This window comes from Photorhabdus akhurstii (assembly GCF_018448925.1).
In the GTDB taxonomy this organism is placed as follows: Bacteria; Pseudomonadota; Gammaproteobacteria; order Enterobacterales; family Enterobacteriaceae; genus Photorhabdus; species Photorhabdus akhurstii.
On record NZ_RCWE01000023.1, the window covers coordinates 1 to 14,615 of the forward strand.

At 44.2% G+C, this 14,615-nt stretch carries 20 protein-coding genes; 13 read left to right on the plus strand and 7 right to left on the minus strand.

Features of this window, described 5'->3' with window-relative positions:
• The first annotated feature begins 488 nt into the window (after positions 1-488).
• From EAE93_RS18675 to EAE93_RS18690, 4 genes are all read left to right on the plus strand, one after another.
• Complete coding sequence (locus EAE93_RS18675; protein WP_214040297.1) at positions 489-995, plus strand: DNA/RNA non-specific endonuclease; 507 nt, start codon at positions 489-491, stop codon at positions 993-995.
• Positions 996-998: 3 nt separating this feature from the next.
• Positions 999-1,526, plus strand: a complete 528-nt coding sequence (locus EAE93_RS18680) for an SMI1/KNR4 family protein (protein WP_110086385.1) — start codon at positions 999-1,001, stop codon at positions 1,524-1,526.
• 605 nt (positions 1,527-2,131) lie between these two features.
• Positions 2,132-2,422, plus strand: coding sequence for a TNT domain-containing protein (locus tag EAE93_RS18685; protein WP_181148361.1), 291 nt, complete (start codon positions 2,132-2,134; stop codon positions 2,420-2,422).
• Positions 2,415-2,645 carry a hypothetical protein gene (locus EAE93_RS18690; RefSeq protein WP_110086383.1) on the plus strand — a complete coding sequence of 77 codons (231 nt, stop codon included), beginning with the start codon at positions 2,415-2,417 and terminating at the stop codon, positions 2,643-2,645. The genes EAE93_RS18685 and EAE93_RS18690 overlap by 8 nt, the downstream gene beginning before the upstream one ends.
• 163 nt (positions 2,646-2,808) lie before the next feature.
• Here EAE93_RS18690 and murA read toward each other — a convergent pair whose 3' ends face one another.
• The 7 genes from murA to mlaF form a co-directional block, all read right to left on the minus strand.
• Positions 2,809-4,074, minus strand: coding sequence for a UDP-N-acetylglucosamine 1-carboxyvinyltransferase (murA, locus tag EAE93_RS18695; protein WP_105394678.1), 1,266 nt, complete (start codon positions 4,072-4,074; stop codon positions 2,809-2,811).
• Between the two features lie 51 nt (positions 4,075-4,125).
• Positions 4,126-4,380: a BolA family iron metabolism protein IbaG gene (gene ibaG, locus EAE93_RS18700; RefSeq protein WP_011148158.1), complete on the minus strand. Its 255-nt coding sequence runs from the start codon at positions 4,378-4,380 to the stop codon at positions 4,126-4,128.
• A 144-nt stretch (positions 4,381-4,524) separates the two neighbouring features.
• Complete coding sequence (mlaB, locus tag EAE93_RS18705; RefSeq protein ID WP_105394677.1) at positions 4,525-4,818, minus strand: lipid asymmetry maintenance protein MlaB; 294 nt, start codon at positions 4,816-4,818, stop codon at positions 4,525-4,527.
• Between the two features lies 1 nt (position 4,819).
• Entirely contained in the window at positions 4,820-5,449 is a 630-nt protein-coding gene (gene mlaC / locus EAE93_RS18710; RefSeq protein WP_036809242.1) for a phospholipid-binding protein MlaC, read from the minus strand.
• 33 nt (positions 5,450-5,482) lie between these two features.
• Positions 5,483-5,989 (minus strand): outer membrane lipid asymmetry maintenance protein MlaD, encoded by a 507-nt coding sequence (gene mlaD / locus EAE93_RS18715; protein ID WP_036809244.1) that lies wholly within the window; start codon positions 5,987-5,989, stop codon positions 5,483-5,485.
• Between the two features lie 4 nt (positions 5,990-5,993).
• Complete coding sequence (gene mlaE / locus EAE93_RS18720) at positions 5,994-6,776, minus strand: lipid asymmetry maintenance ABC transporter permease subunit MlaE (protein WP_214040328.1); 783 nt, start codon at positions 6,774-6,776, stop codon at positions 5,994-5,996.
• Between the two features lie 10 nt (positions 6,777-6,786).
• Positions 6,787-7,590 carry a phospholipid ABC transporter ATP-binding protein MlaF gene (gene mlaF / locus EAE93_RS18725; protein WP_214040298.1) on the minus strand — a complete coding sequence of 268 codons (804 nt, stop codon included), beginning with the start codon at positions 7,588-7,590 and terminating at the stop codon, positions 6,787-6,789.
• Positions 7,591-7,818: 228 nt separating this feature from the next.
• Between mlaF and EAE93_RS18730 the strand changes: the two genes are divergently transcribed.
• The 9 genes from EAE93_RS18730 (at position 7,819) to ptsN (ending at position 14,581) form a co-directional block, all read left to right on the plus strand.
• Positions 7,819-8,793 (plus strand): calcium/sodium antiporter, encoded by a 975-nt coding sequence (locus EAE93_RS18730; RefSeq protein ID WP_110086381.1) that lies wholly within the window; start codon positions 7,819-7,821, stop codon positions 8,791-8,793.
• 23 nt (positions 8,794-8,816) lie between these two features.
• Positions 8,817-9,785, plus strand: coding sequence for an arabinose-5-phosphate isomerase KdsD (gene kdsD / locus EAE93_RS18735; RefSeq protein ID WP_036809253.1), 969 nt, complete (start codon positions 8,817-8,819; stop codon positions 9,783-9,785).
• A gap of 17 nt (positions 9,786-9,802) precedes the next feature.
• Positions 9,803-10,366: a 3-deoxy-manno-octulosonate-8-phosphatase KdsC gene (kdsC, locus tag EAE93_RS18740; protein ID WP_036809254.1), complete on the plus strand. Its 564-nt coding sequence runs from the start codon at positions 9,803-9,805 to the stop codon at positions 10,364-10,366.
• A gap of 20 nt (positions 10,367-10,386) precedes the next feature.
• On the plus strand, positions 10,387-10,965 hold the full coding sequence (gene lptC / locus EAE93_RS18745) for an LPS export ABC transporter periplasmic protein LptC (protein ID WP_214040299.1): 579 nt from the start codon (positions 10,387-10,389) through the stop codon (positions 10,963-10,965).
• The gene (gene lptA / locus EAE93_RS18750; RefSeq protein WP_036775984.1) at positions 10,946-11,479 is read left to right on the plus strand and encodes a lipopolysaccharide ABC transporter substrate-binding protein LptA; all 534 of its coding nucleotides are present in this window, start codon (positions 10,946-10,948) and stop codon (positions 11,477-11,479) included. Before lptC ends, lptA begins: the two co-directional genes overlap by 20 nt.
• A 6-nt stretch (positions 11,480-11,485) precedes the next feature.
• Positions 11,486-12,211 (plus strand): LPS export ABC transporter ATP-binding protein, encoded by a 726-nt coding sequence (lptB, locus tag EAE93_RS18755; protein ID WP_036809259.1) that lies wholly within the window; start codon positions 11,486-11,488, stop codon positions 12,209-12,211.
• A gap of 26 nt (positions 12,212-12,237) precedes the next feature.
• Complete coding sequence (rpoN, locus tag EAE93_RS18760; protein ID WP_046395099.1) at positions 12,238-13,677, plus strand: RNA polymerase factor sigma-54; 1,440 nt, start codon at positions 12,238-12,240, stop codon at positions 13,675-13,677.
• A gap of 23 nt (positions 13,678-13,700) precedes the next feature.
• Entirely contained in the window at positions 13,701-13,988 is a 288-nt protein-coding gene (hpf, locus tag EAE93_RS18765) for a ribosome hibernation promoting factor (RefSeq protein WP_036775988.1), read from the plus strand.
• Positions 13,989-14,113: 125 nt separating this feature from the next.
• Positions 14,114-14,581, plus strand: coding sequence for a PTS IIA-like nitrogen regulatory protein PtsN (ptsN, locus tag EAE93_RS18770; protein WP_036775990.1), 468 nt, complete (start codon positions 14,114-14,116; stop codon positions 14,579-14,581).
• Positions 14,582-14,615: the final 34 nt, after the last annotated feature.

Consider the following 14,615-nt stretch of genomic DNA (forward strand, 5'->3'; position numbering starts at 1 on the left):
GCCTTAACCCGTTGCCGGTCAGTCCGTCAGGGTCAACCGCCCTGAAGGCAGGCCAGCAAGCTGGCCGCGGTTTATTGCCCCCGCCCAACCCTGCTGCGCTGGCTGCGTCCGGCTCGCAGTCGCAGGCTCCTCGCTCGTCTCCGTACTCGCCATCTCCGCCCCGTCCGCCCCCGCGAACGGGGGCTCCCCGCTGAAAAGCGTCACCTGCGGGCCTCGCCGGCCCGCACCCGGCCAACCCGCGTCAGCGGCGCAGGCAAGCTGCCCCGCGGCCACGGGTTATCGAGAAAACCCGGTGCGGCAGGAAAAACGGGCGGAAACCCGGTTATGACATCGGGGAAAAAGTGAGCTAAAATCGGCCAAGTGCCCGTCGGGGCGAGTTGATATGCTCTTTAACAGGGTGGGAAAAAGCGGCAGAGAAAAAGGCTGCTAAATCAGGGGGAAAGGTTCGCTCAATCGTATGATGGCGTCGGGATAGTCCCTAAGACCCTTTGGGGTTAGCAGGAGGAGTAAATCCTTACAGTTACGTGCATAATCCGACGGGTTGGATCGATCCGCTCGGATTGACGGGATGTCCTAATAGTATTAAATATGGCGAATTAGATCATTTAGGGCGCCCTACAGGAGTTCATGCCACTTTAGATAAAGGTCATATTAATATGGGTACGCACGCTAATCCCGATATACAGCCGCCAGGATTTATTACAGGAAAAGGTTCTAACAGAGCTAGGGGCCATTTGCTCGGACGACAATTAGGTGGTTCTGGTGATGATGTTAGGAACCTGGTTACTCTTCAACAAAGACCTGCTAATACTCCTGTCATGAGTGGAGTCGAAGGTAGAATAAGAAAAGCCTTAGAACAAGGAGAAGTTGTTGAAATGAGTTCTATTCCTATTTATAAGGGACCATCCAGAATACCAGCAGGTATTACAATGAAAGCCGAAGGTTCAGGGGGCTTCTTTGAATATGTCACCGTTCTTAACCCTCTAGGAATATAAATAATGAGTATAGAGAGCTTAAAGAATCTATTGCCCTTACCTGTTCATCCTAATGAAAATGGTGAAGGTAAAACGTGGCCGTTAATAGATGAACAGTATTCTTTTCCTAAAGACTATATTGATTTTATAACCCAATATGGAACAGGTAGAATTGCTGATTTTATTACTATATTTAACCCATTTAGCGAAGATGATGATTTAAATTTTTTTAGGAAAAAAGAATGGATTATTGAAGATTTTCAGTCCCTTGTTGAATCTGATCCAGATTATTATCCGTTTATTCTTTATCCCGATATTAATGGATTGCTTCCTATGGGAGTTACAGATAACGGCGATTATATATTTTGGGTTGTATCGTCAGATAATAGTGACTTATGGAATGTCGCTATTATTGCAGCAAGGGCACCAGAAGTTGAATATAGGCAAGAAAATTTCATTGATTTTTTAGAAGGTGTTTTATCAAGAAACGTCAAATGCATGTCATTCCCTGATGGTTTTCCTTCTAAAAATATAGAATTTAGTAGCATTTAAAAATAAGCCGGAAAGATTCCCGTGTTCTTTCCGGCTTTATTATTTTTATACTTAAAATAAATATTTTACAGGGTTGACCTTATATATTAAATATATAAATTAAAATCACGAAAATATAAAATAAATAAGAAGATAAACAAAGGAATAATACAGGAAAATATAAGATTCATAGTAAATATATACATAGGCTATATTTTTGCTATTTTATTCTGTTTTTTCTCTGAAACAGCAGGGGGCTCCCCGCTGAAAAGCGTCACCTGCAGGCCTCGCCGGCTAACCCGCGTCAGCGGCGCAGGCAAGCTGCCCCGCGGCCACGGGTTATCGAGAAAACCCGGTGCGGCAAGAAAAACGGGCGGAAACCCGGCACTGACATCGGGGAAAAAGTGAGCTAAAATCGGCCAAGTGCCCGTCGGGGCGAGTTGATATGCTCTTTAACAGGGTGGGAAAAAGCGGCTGAGAAAAAGGCTGCTAAATCAAGGGGAAAAGTTCGCTCAACCGTATGATGGCGTCGGGATAGTCCCTAAGATCCTTTGGGACTGACTAACCTCCCAGTACTATATTGGCCTCCTAATGATGGTGCATTTGGACCTGTAAAGAATACGATTTTGGAACCAGGAACTATAATAGATCGCTATGGATATACAGGAGGATATTATACGTCACCTGTTGGTACACCATATTCTATGCGAGCTCTTCCACCTGGAACTGATACAGTGAAACCATATTCTGTTTATAAGGTGATGAAACCAATCTCTAATGTATCAGAAAGCAAAATTGCTCCGTGGTTTGGAGAAATAGGGCTTGGTACGCAATACAAACTTGAAAAGTCTGTACAAGAATATTTAGATTCTGGTCATTTAATAGAAGCAGGCAAAAAAGGTAACAAATGTGGATAAGAATAGTTTAATTAGGACTTTGTCCTCTATGAAAATACCTAAAGATAGTTATTCTATTGATTCAATAGAGAATGAATCTCTTTGCTTGATAAAAGACGGTATATTGTGGTCTGTCTTTTATAGTGAGCGTGGTCAGCGATCTGGAGAAGAATATTTTAACCAAGAAGAAGCTGCTTGTAAGGCTTTTCTTCAAAGATTAAAAAAAATGCTAGGTTTAAAGTGAAAAATAGGGCCGGAAAGATCCGTGTGATCTTCCGGCCTTCTTATGATCTACCTTGGTGCATACCCACGGTAAGCCAGCGCCGACCGGAGCTTACCGATGGCATCCTTAATCGTAAGCGATGAAATGGGTAAGTGCTTCTTGTTTCCAAAGATAAGAAAAAAAATTATTTTCCCGTTGATTTCACTCGTTCAATGTTTGCGCCAAGTCCGCGCAGCTTATCTTCGATATGTTCATAACCCCGGTCAATATGATAAATACGGTCAACAACCGTCACGCCTTCTGCAATACACCCCGCAAGAACTAAGCTCGCCGATGCGCGTAAATCCGTCGCCATGACCTGAGCACCAGATAATTTTTTAACACCATGACAAAGCACGGTGTTACTTTCAATTTCCGCATGAGCTCCCATCCGAATTAATTCAGGGATATGCATGAAACGGTTTTCGAAAATAGTTTCGGTGATCATCCCAGCACCTTCCGCAACCAAATTCAGTAAGCTGAACTGTGCCTGCATGTCAGTCGGGAAACCTGGGTGCGGAGCAGTACGTAATGTCACCGCTTTAGGGCGTTTACCGTGCATATCGAGGCTTATCCAATCTTTACCAATTTCAATATCAGCACCCGCCTCACGTAATTTAGCCAATACCGCATCCAGCGTATTAGGCTGAGCATGACGGCAAACCACTTTACCACCGGATATCGCCGCCGCAACAAGAAATGTCCCCGTTTCAATCCGATCAGGTAGTACACGATATACACCACCACCTAGACGTTCTACGCCTTCAATGGTGATATGGTCTGTGCCCGCCCCTGTAATTTTTGCACCCAAGGTATTGAGAAAATTAGCCGTATCTTCGATTTCAGGTTCACGTGCTGCGTTCTCAATAACTGTTGTCCCTTCTGCCAACGTTGCCGCGGTCATAATCGTGACTGTCGCTCCAACGCTGACTTTATCCATCACAATGCAAGCCCCTTTCAGACGTCCATTAACGGAAGCCTTGACGTAGCCCTCTTCCAGAACAATTTCAGCACCTAACTGTTCCAAACCACTGATATGCAGATCAACCGGGCGGGCGCCAATCGCACAACCACCCGGCAAAGAAACTTGTCCCTGACCAAAACGCGCCACCAAAGGACCTAACGCCCAAATAGATGCACGCATGGTTTTCACTAGCTCGTAAGGCGCACAATATTGATTCACACTGCGAGCATCCACAAATACAGAACCATTACGTTCAACTTTGGTCCCAAGGCGATTCAATAATTTGATAGTGGTATCAATATCTTTCAATTCTGGAACATTTTGCAACTCAACAGGCTCTTCAGCCAACAACGCGGCGAACAGGATTGGCAATGCAGCGTTTTTTGCCCCGGAAATAGTAACCTCACCCGACAGACGAGTGGGCCCTTTCACACGAAATTTATCCATCTGTGACGACTCTCTTTATATGATTTGCTGTTCGCGGCGAGGCAAACAATATTAAAAACCGTTGAGCTTGCGATCCCGTTTCCAATCATCCGGTGTGTAGGCTTTAATTGACAAGGCATGAATACGATTATCAGCAATGTATTCCATTAAAGGCGCATAAACGGCTTGCTGCTGTTTTACCCGACTCATACCGGCAAACATTTCACCAACCACAATAACTTGGAAATGGCTGCCATCTCCGTTAACGATGACTTCATCCAGTGCTAATTTATCCATCAGCACTTGCTTAATCTCATTAGTATCCATAATTGCTCAATGTTCTGTAGTTAGAAATGATAGTCAGCCGTCTATCCTAATAGAATCCTGCTTATTCTTAAACTATGAAAACGCCCTTGTAACATTTCTGCTTACAAGGGCGCTGATTGTACAGATAATTAATGAGATTATCGGTTAGCTATCCATGATTATGTCTTGCAGATCATAGAGCGTAATCAGGGTGTTAAGCCGTTCATCAATGCCAGAAAAGCGCAATTTATCCCCTCTCTTTTGCATATGATGTTTGAAACGAACTAAAAGAGCTAACCCGGTAGAATCCACATATTCAAGTTGTGACACATTGATGCTGTCAATATCAGCCAATAATTTCTCTTTTTGCTGCCAGAGAGGAAGCAAACTATCACGATCCAAAGTGCCCTTGAGAATCAGTGTTTGCCCTGTTTTTTCCCAGATCAGACTCTCACCCATCTTATTTTTTCTCTTCCAGTGTGATTGGCTGACGGGCGCTGATTTTAAGCTGCTTAGTCAGTCCCTCAACACCTTGCTGACGCAAGATAGAAGCCCATTCACCCTGTTTAGTCGTGATCATACTGACGCCCTCAGCAATCATATCGAATGCCTGCCAGTCGCCAGTTTTGCTGTTTTTGCGCCACTGGAAATCAAGACGGACAGGAGGACGGCCATTCGGATCGATAATATTGACACGAATAGCAACAACATTGCTGTCCCCCAACGGCTTTTCAGTGTCAATCTGGTAAGTTTGATTGTGATACATTGCCAAAGCCTGCCCATAAGCCTGCTCAAGATAAGATTCAAATGCAGCAAAATAAGCCTTGCGCTGCTCTGGAGTCGTGTCTTTATAGTATTTCCCCAGAACTAACGCGCCGGCATATTTGATGTGGACATAGGGCAGTAGTTCTTCTTTCACTACTTGACGCAGATAATCTGGATTTTGACGAATTTGTGATTGGCTATTTTTCAAACGAGTGAAAGTCTTTTCCGCCGCATCCTGCATCAGCTTATAAGGGTTCGTTTGATCAACCGCGCTCGCTAATGGCGCAATAACCAATAGCGCCACCATTAATAATCTCTTCAACATAATTGGTTCCTCTTAATGATATTCAGTTGCTGGCTAGGGTGTCGGCGTGTGCTCTGCCCCACTTTGGGCATTATCGCCACTCTTATACAAGAACTGGCCGATAAGATCCTCAAGTACCATTGCTGATTTGGTATCCTGTACGCGATCACCCTCTTTCAGAATACGGGTGTCCATATCGGGATCTTCAAACCCTATATTCAGGGCAATATATTGTTCACCTAATAGGCCAGAGGTACGGATGGAAAGAGAACTGGTATCAGGGATACGGTCATACTGCTTCATAATATCCAGTGCCACTTGCGGCGTATAAGTCTTTTCATCAAGAGAGATATTTGCAACTCGGCCAATCACCACCCCCCCAATTTTTACCGGTGAGCGCGCTTTCAGACCACCGATATTGTCAAAAGTTGCGTACAAACGGTAAGTTGGCTGGTTGCCTACCGATTTAATGTCTGCCACTTTTAGGCATAAAAAGATGATTGCAGCCAGTGCAATCAAGACAAAAAATCCAACCCAAATTTCACTTTTCTTGCTTTGCATTGACTTAGTTCCCGAACATAAGTGCTGTCAGCACAAAATCCAAACCTAAAACTGCTAACGACGCATGAACCACCGTTCTGGTCGTTGCTCGGCTGATCCCTTCCGAAGTAGGGATCGCATCATAACCATTGAATAGAGCGATCCAGGTCACAGTAATGGCGAAAACGACACTTTTAATAAAACAATTCAGCAAATCTTTCTGCCACTCGATAGCAGACTGCATTGAAGACCAGAAGAAGCCACTGTCAATCCCCTTCCAATCAACACCAACTATCGCTCCTCCCCAAATGCCTACCGCCACAAAAATCAAGGATAATAGCGGCATACTGATAAACCCAGCCCAGAAACGGGGAGCTATCACTCGCCGTAATGGATCTACCGCCATCATCTCCAGGCTGGAAATTTGTTCCGTGGCTTTCATCAAACCGATTTCTGCGGTCAAGGCTGATCCGGCACGGCCAGCAAACAACAGTGCCGTGACCACCGGCCCCAATTCACGCAACAGAGATATCGCCACCATCATACCAAGACTGGCTTCTGCGCTGTATGTCGTCAGTACCAGATACCCCTGTAGGCCAAGCACCATGCCAATAAACAGACCCGAAACGATAATAATCAACAATGACCGAACACCCACGCTGTAAAGTTGCTGTCGGAGTAACGGCCATTGTTTGGCGGGTTCCGGCCTGCCAATTATCGCGCGGAAAAGCACAAAACCAGCACGGCCAAAAGAGGCAAATACCTCAATGGCCCGTCGGCCAAGTGCCGCCAGCGCCTGTGTTAACATTAACATCCCATTATCCTAATAACTCAGTTTTATAATCCCCGGCCGGGAAACGGAAAGGTACCGGCCCGTCAGCAATACCATCAAGAAATTGCCGTACTCGTCTATCAGAATTAGACCGCAACTGCTGCGCAGTACCCTCAGCAATAACCTGTTGTTCAGCGATAATATAAGCGTAATCTGCAATGCTCAGAACTTCCGGTACATCGTGGGAAACCACTACACAAGTCACACCAAGCGCCTTATTCAGTTCATCAATCAACTTCACCAAAACCCCCATCGTAATTGGGTCCTGGCCAACAAAAGGCTCATCAAACATAATCAGATCAGGATCAAGTGCAATCGCACGAGCCAGAGCCGCTCGCCTTGCCATACCACCGGAAAGTTCGGAAGGCATCAAATTGGCGGCGCCACGTAACCCTACAGCCTCTAATTTCATCATTACAGTAGTCTGTATAATTTCCTCAGGCAGGTTCGTATGTTCACGCAGCGGAAAAGCGACGTTCTCAAAGACACTGAGATCAGTAAATAATGCCCCAGATTGAAACAGCATACTCATCTTCTTGCGAGCAACATACAAGCGCGAACGGGATAAAGCAGGAATATTGTCGCCATCAAACCAGATTTCTCCGCGTTCAGGACGTAACTGACCGCCAATCAATCGTAATAGTGTCGTTTTCCCTATCCCAGAAGGCCCCATAATTGCAGTGACTTTCCCTCTAGGCACAACTAGATTAATATCAGCAAAAATCGAACGGTTACCACGGGTAAAATACATACCACGGATCTCGATGAGATTTGCTGTCTGTTGGTTCATTATTGATAGCCCTTAACGGTTAATAAATTGGCTTTAATATTTGGTTCACATATTAATCACATATACTACAAAAAAACTGGAGAATTTTCGCCATTAATGTGATGACAAATTTTACTTTTCTATCCGCCGCCGTCAGAATATACCCCATCTAACTGGGCAGGCAATTTTTGTTTAGAAAATCAACCAGCGTTAACATTAATTCGGAATATACCTTACAAGGGACGCTTCATGCTTCTGACCTTTTTACTTTTAATTACCGGATTGATTTTACTGGTATATGGTTCCGATAGATTAGTATATGGTGCTGCAATTTTTGCCCGTACTCTGGGGCTGCCTCCATTTATTATTGGTATTACCATTGTTGGCATTGGAACTTCCCTGCCCGAATTAATGGTTTCAGTTACTACAATGCTGGATAGTCAACCTGATATGGCGGTGGGTAATGTTATTGGTTCCAACATTACTAATCTGCTGCTGATAACCGGTGCTGCCGCATTTATTCGCCCAATGGTAGTTAAATCAGATATTCTGCGGCAGGAGCTGCTGTTGATGCTGCTGCTCACCGCCTTCTGTGGTTATTTGATGAGTGATAACTATCTCAGCCGGATGGATGGATTGGTATTGCTCACTTCCGCCATAGTGTATATTTTCCTGATGATCAAAATGGTTGCTCTACCACGCCGTGCCGAAACGGATATTTACACGCAGGAACAGGCCGCCGAATTACCGGTAGAAGGCAATAAACACATTGCCCTACTTTGGATTCTATTAGGGTTACTTATTTTACCTATGGCAACTCGCATGGTCATTGATAATGCAACTGTTATTGCCCGCATTTATGGTATTAGTGAATTAGTTATCGGGCTTACTGTACTTGCGGTCGGTACCAGCCTGCCAGAATTAGCAACCTCGATCGCCGCCGCATTCAAAGGCGAAGATGACATTGCATTCGGGAATATTATAGGTTCAAATATATTCAATATATCAATTGTTTTGGGCCTTCCCGCATTACTCTCACCAGCAGCTATTTCGCCTGAATCTTTCCATCGTGACTTTTGGGTAATGATGGTAGCCAGCACAATATTTACTGCATTTTGTTTGGGTCGTAAACATCGATTAAACCGATTTAAAGGTGTCTTGTTATTAAGCTGCTTTATCGCTTATTTTATCGTACTGTTTATTTCCGATTACAGCATTGAATAAACACGAATAAGTAGGAAAAAGAAATGCCTAAGATTGATTTTCAGCAAGCGGGTAAAAAAGTATTAGATATAGAACGTGATGGATTGGCAGAACTTGAACAATATATTAATGAAGATTTTGCCCGTACCTGTGAACTGATGTTCAACTGCGAAGGTAAAGTGATTGTCATGGGGATGGGCAAATCCGGCCACATTGGGTGTAAAATTGCTGCAACTTTCGCCAGCACCGGTACTCCATCCTTTTTCGTTCATCCGGGAGAAGCCAGCCACGGCGACCTCGGCATGATTACACCTAAAGATATTGTTTTAGCTATCTCAAATTCTGGTGAGTCCAGTGAAATTTTGTCACTGATCCCGGCATTAAAACGCCAAAAAATTCCGCTTATCTGCATGACTAATAATTACCACAGTAGTATGGGGAAAGCCGCGGATATCCACCTGTGTATCAAAGTTCCACAGGAAGCCTGTCCGCTAGGTTTAGCTCCTACAACCAGTACCACTGCAACTCTGGTTATGGGCGATGCTTTAGCGGTCGCATTGCTCCAGGCACGCGGCTTTACCGCTGAAGATTTCGCCCTATCACATCCAGGCGGCACTCTTGGACGCAAACTTTTGCTACTGGTGAGTGATTTGATGAATACAGGCGATAATATTCCAAAGGTTCATCGTGATGCGTCCTTACGGGAAGCATTACTCGAAATCACCCGGCAAAAATTAGGTATGACCGTCATTTGCGATGAAAATATGTATATTGATGGTATTTTTACTGACGGTGACTTGCGGCGAGTGTTTGATATGGGAGTCGATTTGTACAATGTCAAAATTTCAGATGTTATGACAACAGGTGGTATCCGTATCAAACCGCATGCCCTTGCAGTTGATGCATTGAATCTAATGCAGTCACACCATATCACCTCCTTACTGGTCGCAGAGGAAAATAAATTGCTTGGGGTATTACATATGCATGACCTGCTACAAGCTGGTGTGGTTTAACCGGAGAAAACGCCCTAATGAGCCAATTAGTTTATTTGGACACCTGTTATGGTCCAGTTAGTAAAGATGTTATTGAAAAAGCCCGTAAAATCCGCTTGTTGATTTGCGACGTTGACGGTGTTCTGTCCGATGGCCTGATATATATGGGCAATAACGGTGAAGAGTTAAAAACATTTAATGTTCGAGATGGTTACGGAATTCGCTGCTTAATTACTTCAGGTATCGAAGTCGCTATTATTACCGGCCGTACAGCGAAATTGCTGGAAGATCGAGCAAACACACTAGGGATTACACATCTTTACCAAGGACAGAGTGATAAGGTTTTGGCGTACAAAGAATTGTTAGATAAACTGGGATTAAAACCAGAACAGGTTGCTTACATCGGTGATGATCTGATTGATTGGCCGGTCATGGAACAAGTGGGGTTATCTGTCGCTGTGGCAGATGCACATCCTCTACTCTTACCAAAAGCGCATTATGTCACCCAAATTGCCGGGGGACGCGGTGCGGTAAGGGAACTTTGTGATTTGGTGCTTTTTGCTCAGAATAAGCTGGAAGAGGCCAAAGGATTATCAATATAGTAGGTTGAAGTGAAACGAGAATGGATAGAATCAAATCCTGGTTGGTGATAACTCTGGTATTAATCATCCTGGCATTAATTGGCTGGAACTTGTCTGATTCAGATGAGACTAAATCATCTTCTGCTACAGATAACAGTCAGCCAACCTATCAAAGTCAGGATACCATAACTTTTGTTTATGACCCTACGGGGAAACTGACGTATAAACTGGTCGCTGATGACGTCCAAAATTATGCAGAGTCAAAACTTACCTGGTTTACCAAACCAGTGTTAATTACTTATGACTCAAACGCCATTGCTACATGGACAGTTCGTGCTAACAAAGCCAAACTGACTAATGACAGAATGCTCTATCTTTACGGCGACGTACAGGTTGACAGTCTGACTAATACGTCACAATTACAACGTATTACCACAGATAACGCTATTATCAACCTGGTAACTCAGGATGTTTCATCTGACGATCAGGTCACACTGATTGGTGTCGGGCTAAAATCCGTCGGTATGAAAATGCGTGGCAATCTGCGGAATAAAACCGCTGAACTGATTGAAAAGGTTAACACCTACTATGAAATCCAACATGAAAAACAGAATCCGTAATGCTTTTATTGCCAGCGCCATCTTTGCAGTCAGCCTTCCTGCTCTGGCACTGAAAGATGACACCCAGAAACCTATTTCTATCGATTCTGTTAAACAAGCCCTTGACATGACAGGGAACACTGCCACATTTACAGAAGATGTGATCGTTAAACAAGGTTCTATCGATATCCGCGCTGACAAAGTTGTTGTAACTCGTCCAGACGGCGACTCTAAGAAAATGATTATTGAGGCATTTGGTAATCCAGTCACTTTCTATCAGCTACAGGACAATGGCAAACCAATCAAGGGCCGCGGTTCCAAAATGCGTTACGAAATGGATAAAGAGCTGGTTACACTGACTGGCAATGCCTATTTGGAACAGCTAGACAGCAATATAAAAGGCGATCGTATCACCTATCTAGTCCCAACTCAGCAGATGGAAGCGTTTAGTGATAAAGGTAAACGAGTGACCACCGTCCTACTCCCTTCTCAGTTACAAGAAGAAGGCCCTGGGGCTAACAACAAGAGTAAATAACGATATATGGCAATACTAAACGCAGAAAACCTGGCAAAAGCTTACAAAGGCCGTAAGGTCGTTGAAAATGTCAGCCTAAATGTAAATTCCGGCGAAATTGTTGGCCTGCTTGGTCCGAACGGTGCCGGGAAAACGACGACTTTCTATATGGTCGTCGGTATCGTTTCACGGGATGCCGGGACAATCACCATTGATAATGAAGATATCAGCCTATTGCCGCTTCATGAACGGGCACGCCGTGGTATTGGTTATTTGCCTCAGGAAGCTTCTATTTTCCGTCGCCTAAGCGTATTCGACAACCTGATGGCTGTATTGGAGATCCGCCGGGATCTAACTCAAGAGCAACGAAAAGAACGTGCCGAAGAGCTGATGGAAGAGTTCCATATCAGCCATCTACGTGACAGTCTTGGTCAATCGCTTTCTGGAGGTGAACGCCGCCGCGTAGAGATTGCCAGAGCGCTCGCAGCCAATCCTAAATTTATTTTGCTGGATGAGCCTTTTGCCGGCGTAGATCCTATCTCGGTCATCGATATCAAGAAGATCATTCAGCATTTGAGAGATTATGGGCTAGGGGTCCTTATCACAGACCACAATGTCCGTGAAACATTGGATGTATGCGAACGTGCTTATATTGTCAGCCAAGGGCATCTGATTGCTCACGGCACACCTAATGATATTCTTAATAATGAACAGGTGAAGCGCGTTTATTTAGGCGAAGGTTTCCGGCTCTAATTAGCCAGGAGAATTGATTTAACGCTATGAAGCAAAGTTTGCAACTCAGGCTTAGTCAGCAACTGGCTATGACACCACAGCTCCAACAAGCTATTCGTTTGTTGCAACTTTCTACGCTTGAACTCCAGCAGGAAATACAACAAGCGCTAGAAATGAACCCTTTGCTTGAACAGGATGAAGATCATCAGGAAATCAGCAATCAGGAACTTCCCGATAATGAAACGGAAGCTATGGATACGCTTGATGCCTTGCAACAAAAGGATATGCCAGACGAGTTACCCTTGGATGCCAGTTGGGATGAAATTTACACCGCTGGCACACCTTCCGGGACACGTAACGACTATAACGACGATGAACTGCCGCTTTATCAAGGTGAAACCGTTCAAACCTTACAAGACTACTTGATGTGGCAGGCAGAGCTAACCTCCTTCACGGAAACCGATGCGGCCATTGCGACATCAATCATTGATGCCGTAGATGACACTGGCTATCTCACTGTGCCATTAGAAGATATCCTTGCCAGCATTGGCGACGATCAACTCACCCTGGCAGAAGTAGAAGCGGTGCTAAAACAGATACAACATTTCGATCCTATCGGTGTCGCCGCTCGTGATTTAAAAGATTGTCTACTGGTCCAGCTATCAATGCTTCCGCCAGAAACACCTTATCTGAAAGAGGCGCAACTGATCGTTTGCGAACATCTGGAGCTATTAGGTCATCGGGATTTCCGCAATTTAATCCGTCTGAGTCATTTGAAAGAAGATACTCTGAAAGAAGTCATCAGTTTAATCCAGTCACTTGAACCAAAGCCCGGTCTGGCAATAAACACCGGCGAATCTGAATACGTCATCCCCGATGTACTAGTTCGAAAAGAGAGCGAACACTGGCAAGTAGAATTAAATACAGATAGTATCCCCCGTTTACACATTAATCAGCATTATGCAGAGCTTGGGCAACATACACGCAATGAAAGTGACAGTCAGTTTATCCGTAATAACCTACAAGAGGCTAGATGGCTTATCAAAAGCCTGGAAAGCCGGAATGATACTCTGCTGAAAGTTGCGCGTTGCATTGTAGAACAGCAACAGGAATTTTTTGAGCATGGTGAAGAACATATGAAACCTATGGTTTTAGCTGACATTGCTTTCCAGGTTGATATGCATGAATCCACCATTTCCAGGGTGACTACCCAAAAATTCCTGCACAGCTCACGTGGTATTTTTGAATTGAAGTATTTTTTCTCCAGCCATGTCAATACAGAAAGTGGAGGCGAAGCCTCTTCAACTGCAATACGGGCTTTGGTGAAAAAACTGGTAGCAGCGGAAAACCCCGCCAAACCATTAAGTGACAGCAAACTGACGAGCATGCTAGCCGATCAAGGCATCATGGTTGCCCGACGGACTGTCACAAAATATCGAGAGTCGTTATCCATTCCGCCATCAAACCAACGTAAACGTCTGGTTTGAAATGAACAGAGAAGGAAGACAATATGCAACTCAAAATAACCGGCCACAATATTGAAATTACTGATGCATTACGCGACATTATCACTGCAAAATGCAGCAAGCTGGATCAATATTTCGACAGGATCAACCTGACTCAGGTAATCCTCCGAGTGGAAAAGGTACAACAAATCGCCGAAGCTACTGTACACATTAACGGAGGTGAGTTGCACGCATCATCAGAACATGAAGATATGTATGCAGCAATTGATGGACTGGTCGATAAACTAGCGCGTCAATTAACCAAACATAAAGACAAACTGAGACATCATTAACAGTTATTTAACAAAGAATGTAGTAACAACAGCAGAATATTGCTGTAAAACAGTGCGCAAATACCGGATGTCACAGATATTCTATGGCATCCGGTATCAATGAGGCACCTAAGTGAATAGAAAAAATGAATAATCAAGCAGATTTACTACTAAGTTCTGTGCTTTCTCTCGCATGTACGCGCAATAATGTACATTGTTCGAGCAAAAAACGGGCTTTAGAGATTATCAGTGAGCTAGCATCTCAGCAGCTTAAGTTACCAGAAAATGTCGTATTCGAAGCAATATTAACCAGAGAAAAAGTAGGTACTACTGGAATTGGCAGTGGTATTGCTATCCCTCACGGTAAATTAGATGCAGAAAGCTCAGATCAAGCAGTCGGCGTTTTCCTAAATCTGGAACAACCCATTGCTTTTGATGCGATTGATAATCAACCAGTTGATTTGCTGTTTGCTTTACTGGTTCCAAATGATCAATGCCAGACGCACTTACACACATTGTCATTGATCGCCAAACGTCTTGCAGATAAAAACCTCTGCCGCCGTTTAAGATCGGCACAAAGTGATGAAGAATTATACTCAATTATCACTGAATAACTGTTGCAGTGCATGGAGAGCAACAGATAAGAGT

Coding starts and splice junctions, on each gene's coding strand:
- EAE93_RS18680 (WP_110086385.1), top strand. CDS start 999: ATGAGTATAGAGAGCTTAAAGAATCTATTGCCCTTACCTGTTCATCCT.
- murA (WP_105394678.1), bottom strand. CDS start 4,074: ATGGATAAATTTCGTGTGAAAGGGCCCACTCGTCTGTCGGGTGAGGTT.
- ibaG (WP_011148158.1), bottom strand. CDS start 4,380: ATGGATACTAATGAGATTAAGCAAGTGCTGATGGATAAATTAGCACTG.
- mlaB (WP_105394677.1), bottom strand. CDS start 4,818: ATGGGTGAGAGTCTGATCTGGGAAAAAACAGGGCAAACACTGATTCTC.
- mlaC (WP_036809242.1), bottom strand. CDS start 5,449: ATGTTGAAGAGATTATTAATGGTGGCGCTATTGGTTATTGCGCCATTA.
- mlaD (WP_036809244.1), bottom strand. CDS start 5,989: ATGCAAAGCAAGAAAAGTGAAATTTGGGTTGGATTTTTTGTCTTGATT.
- mlaE (WP_214040328.1), bottom strand. CDS start 6,776: ATGTTAACACAGGCGCTGGCGGCACTTGGCCGACGGGCCATTGAGGTA.
- mlaF (WP_214040298.1), bottom strand. CDS start 7,590: ATGAACCAACAGACAGCAAATCTCATCGAGATCCGTGGTATGTATTTT.
- EAE93_RS18730 (WP_110086381.1), top strand. CDS start 7,819: ATGCTTCTGACCTTTTTACTTTTAATTACCGGATTGATTTTACTGGTA.
- kdsD (WP_036809253.1), top strand. CDS start 8,817: ATGCCTAAGATTGATTTTCAGCAAGCGGGTAAAAAAGTATTAGATATA.
- kdsC (WP_036809254.1), top strand. CDS start 9,803: ATGAGCCAATTAGTTTATTTGGACACCTGTTATGGTCCAGTTAGTAAA.
- lptC (WP_214040299.1), top strand. CDS start 10,387: ATGGATAGAATCAAATCCTGGTTGGTGATAACTCTGGTATTAATCATC.
- lptA (WP_036775984.1), top strand. CDS start 10,946: ATGAAAAACAGAATCCGTAATGCTTTTATTGCCAGCGCCATCTTTGCA.
- lptB (WP_036809259.1), top strand. CDS start 11,486: ATGGCAATACTAAACGCAGAAAACCTGGCAAAAGCTTACAAAGGCCGT.
- rpoN (WP_046395099.1), top strand. CDS start 12,238: ATGAAGCAAAGTTTGCAACTCAGGCTTAGTCAGCAACTGGCTATGACA.
- hpf (WP_036775988.1), top strand. CDS start 13,701: ATGCAACTCAAAATAACCGGCCACAATATTGAAATTACTGATGCATTA.
- ptsN (WP_036775990.1), top strand. CDS start 14,114: ATGAATAATCAAGCAGATTTACTACTAAGTTCTGTGCTTTCTCTCGCA.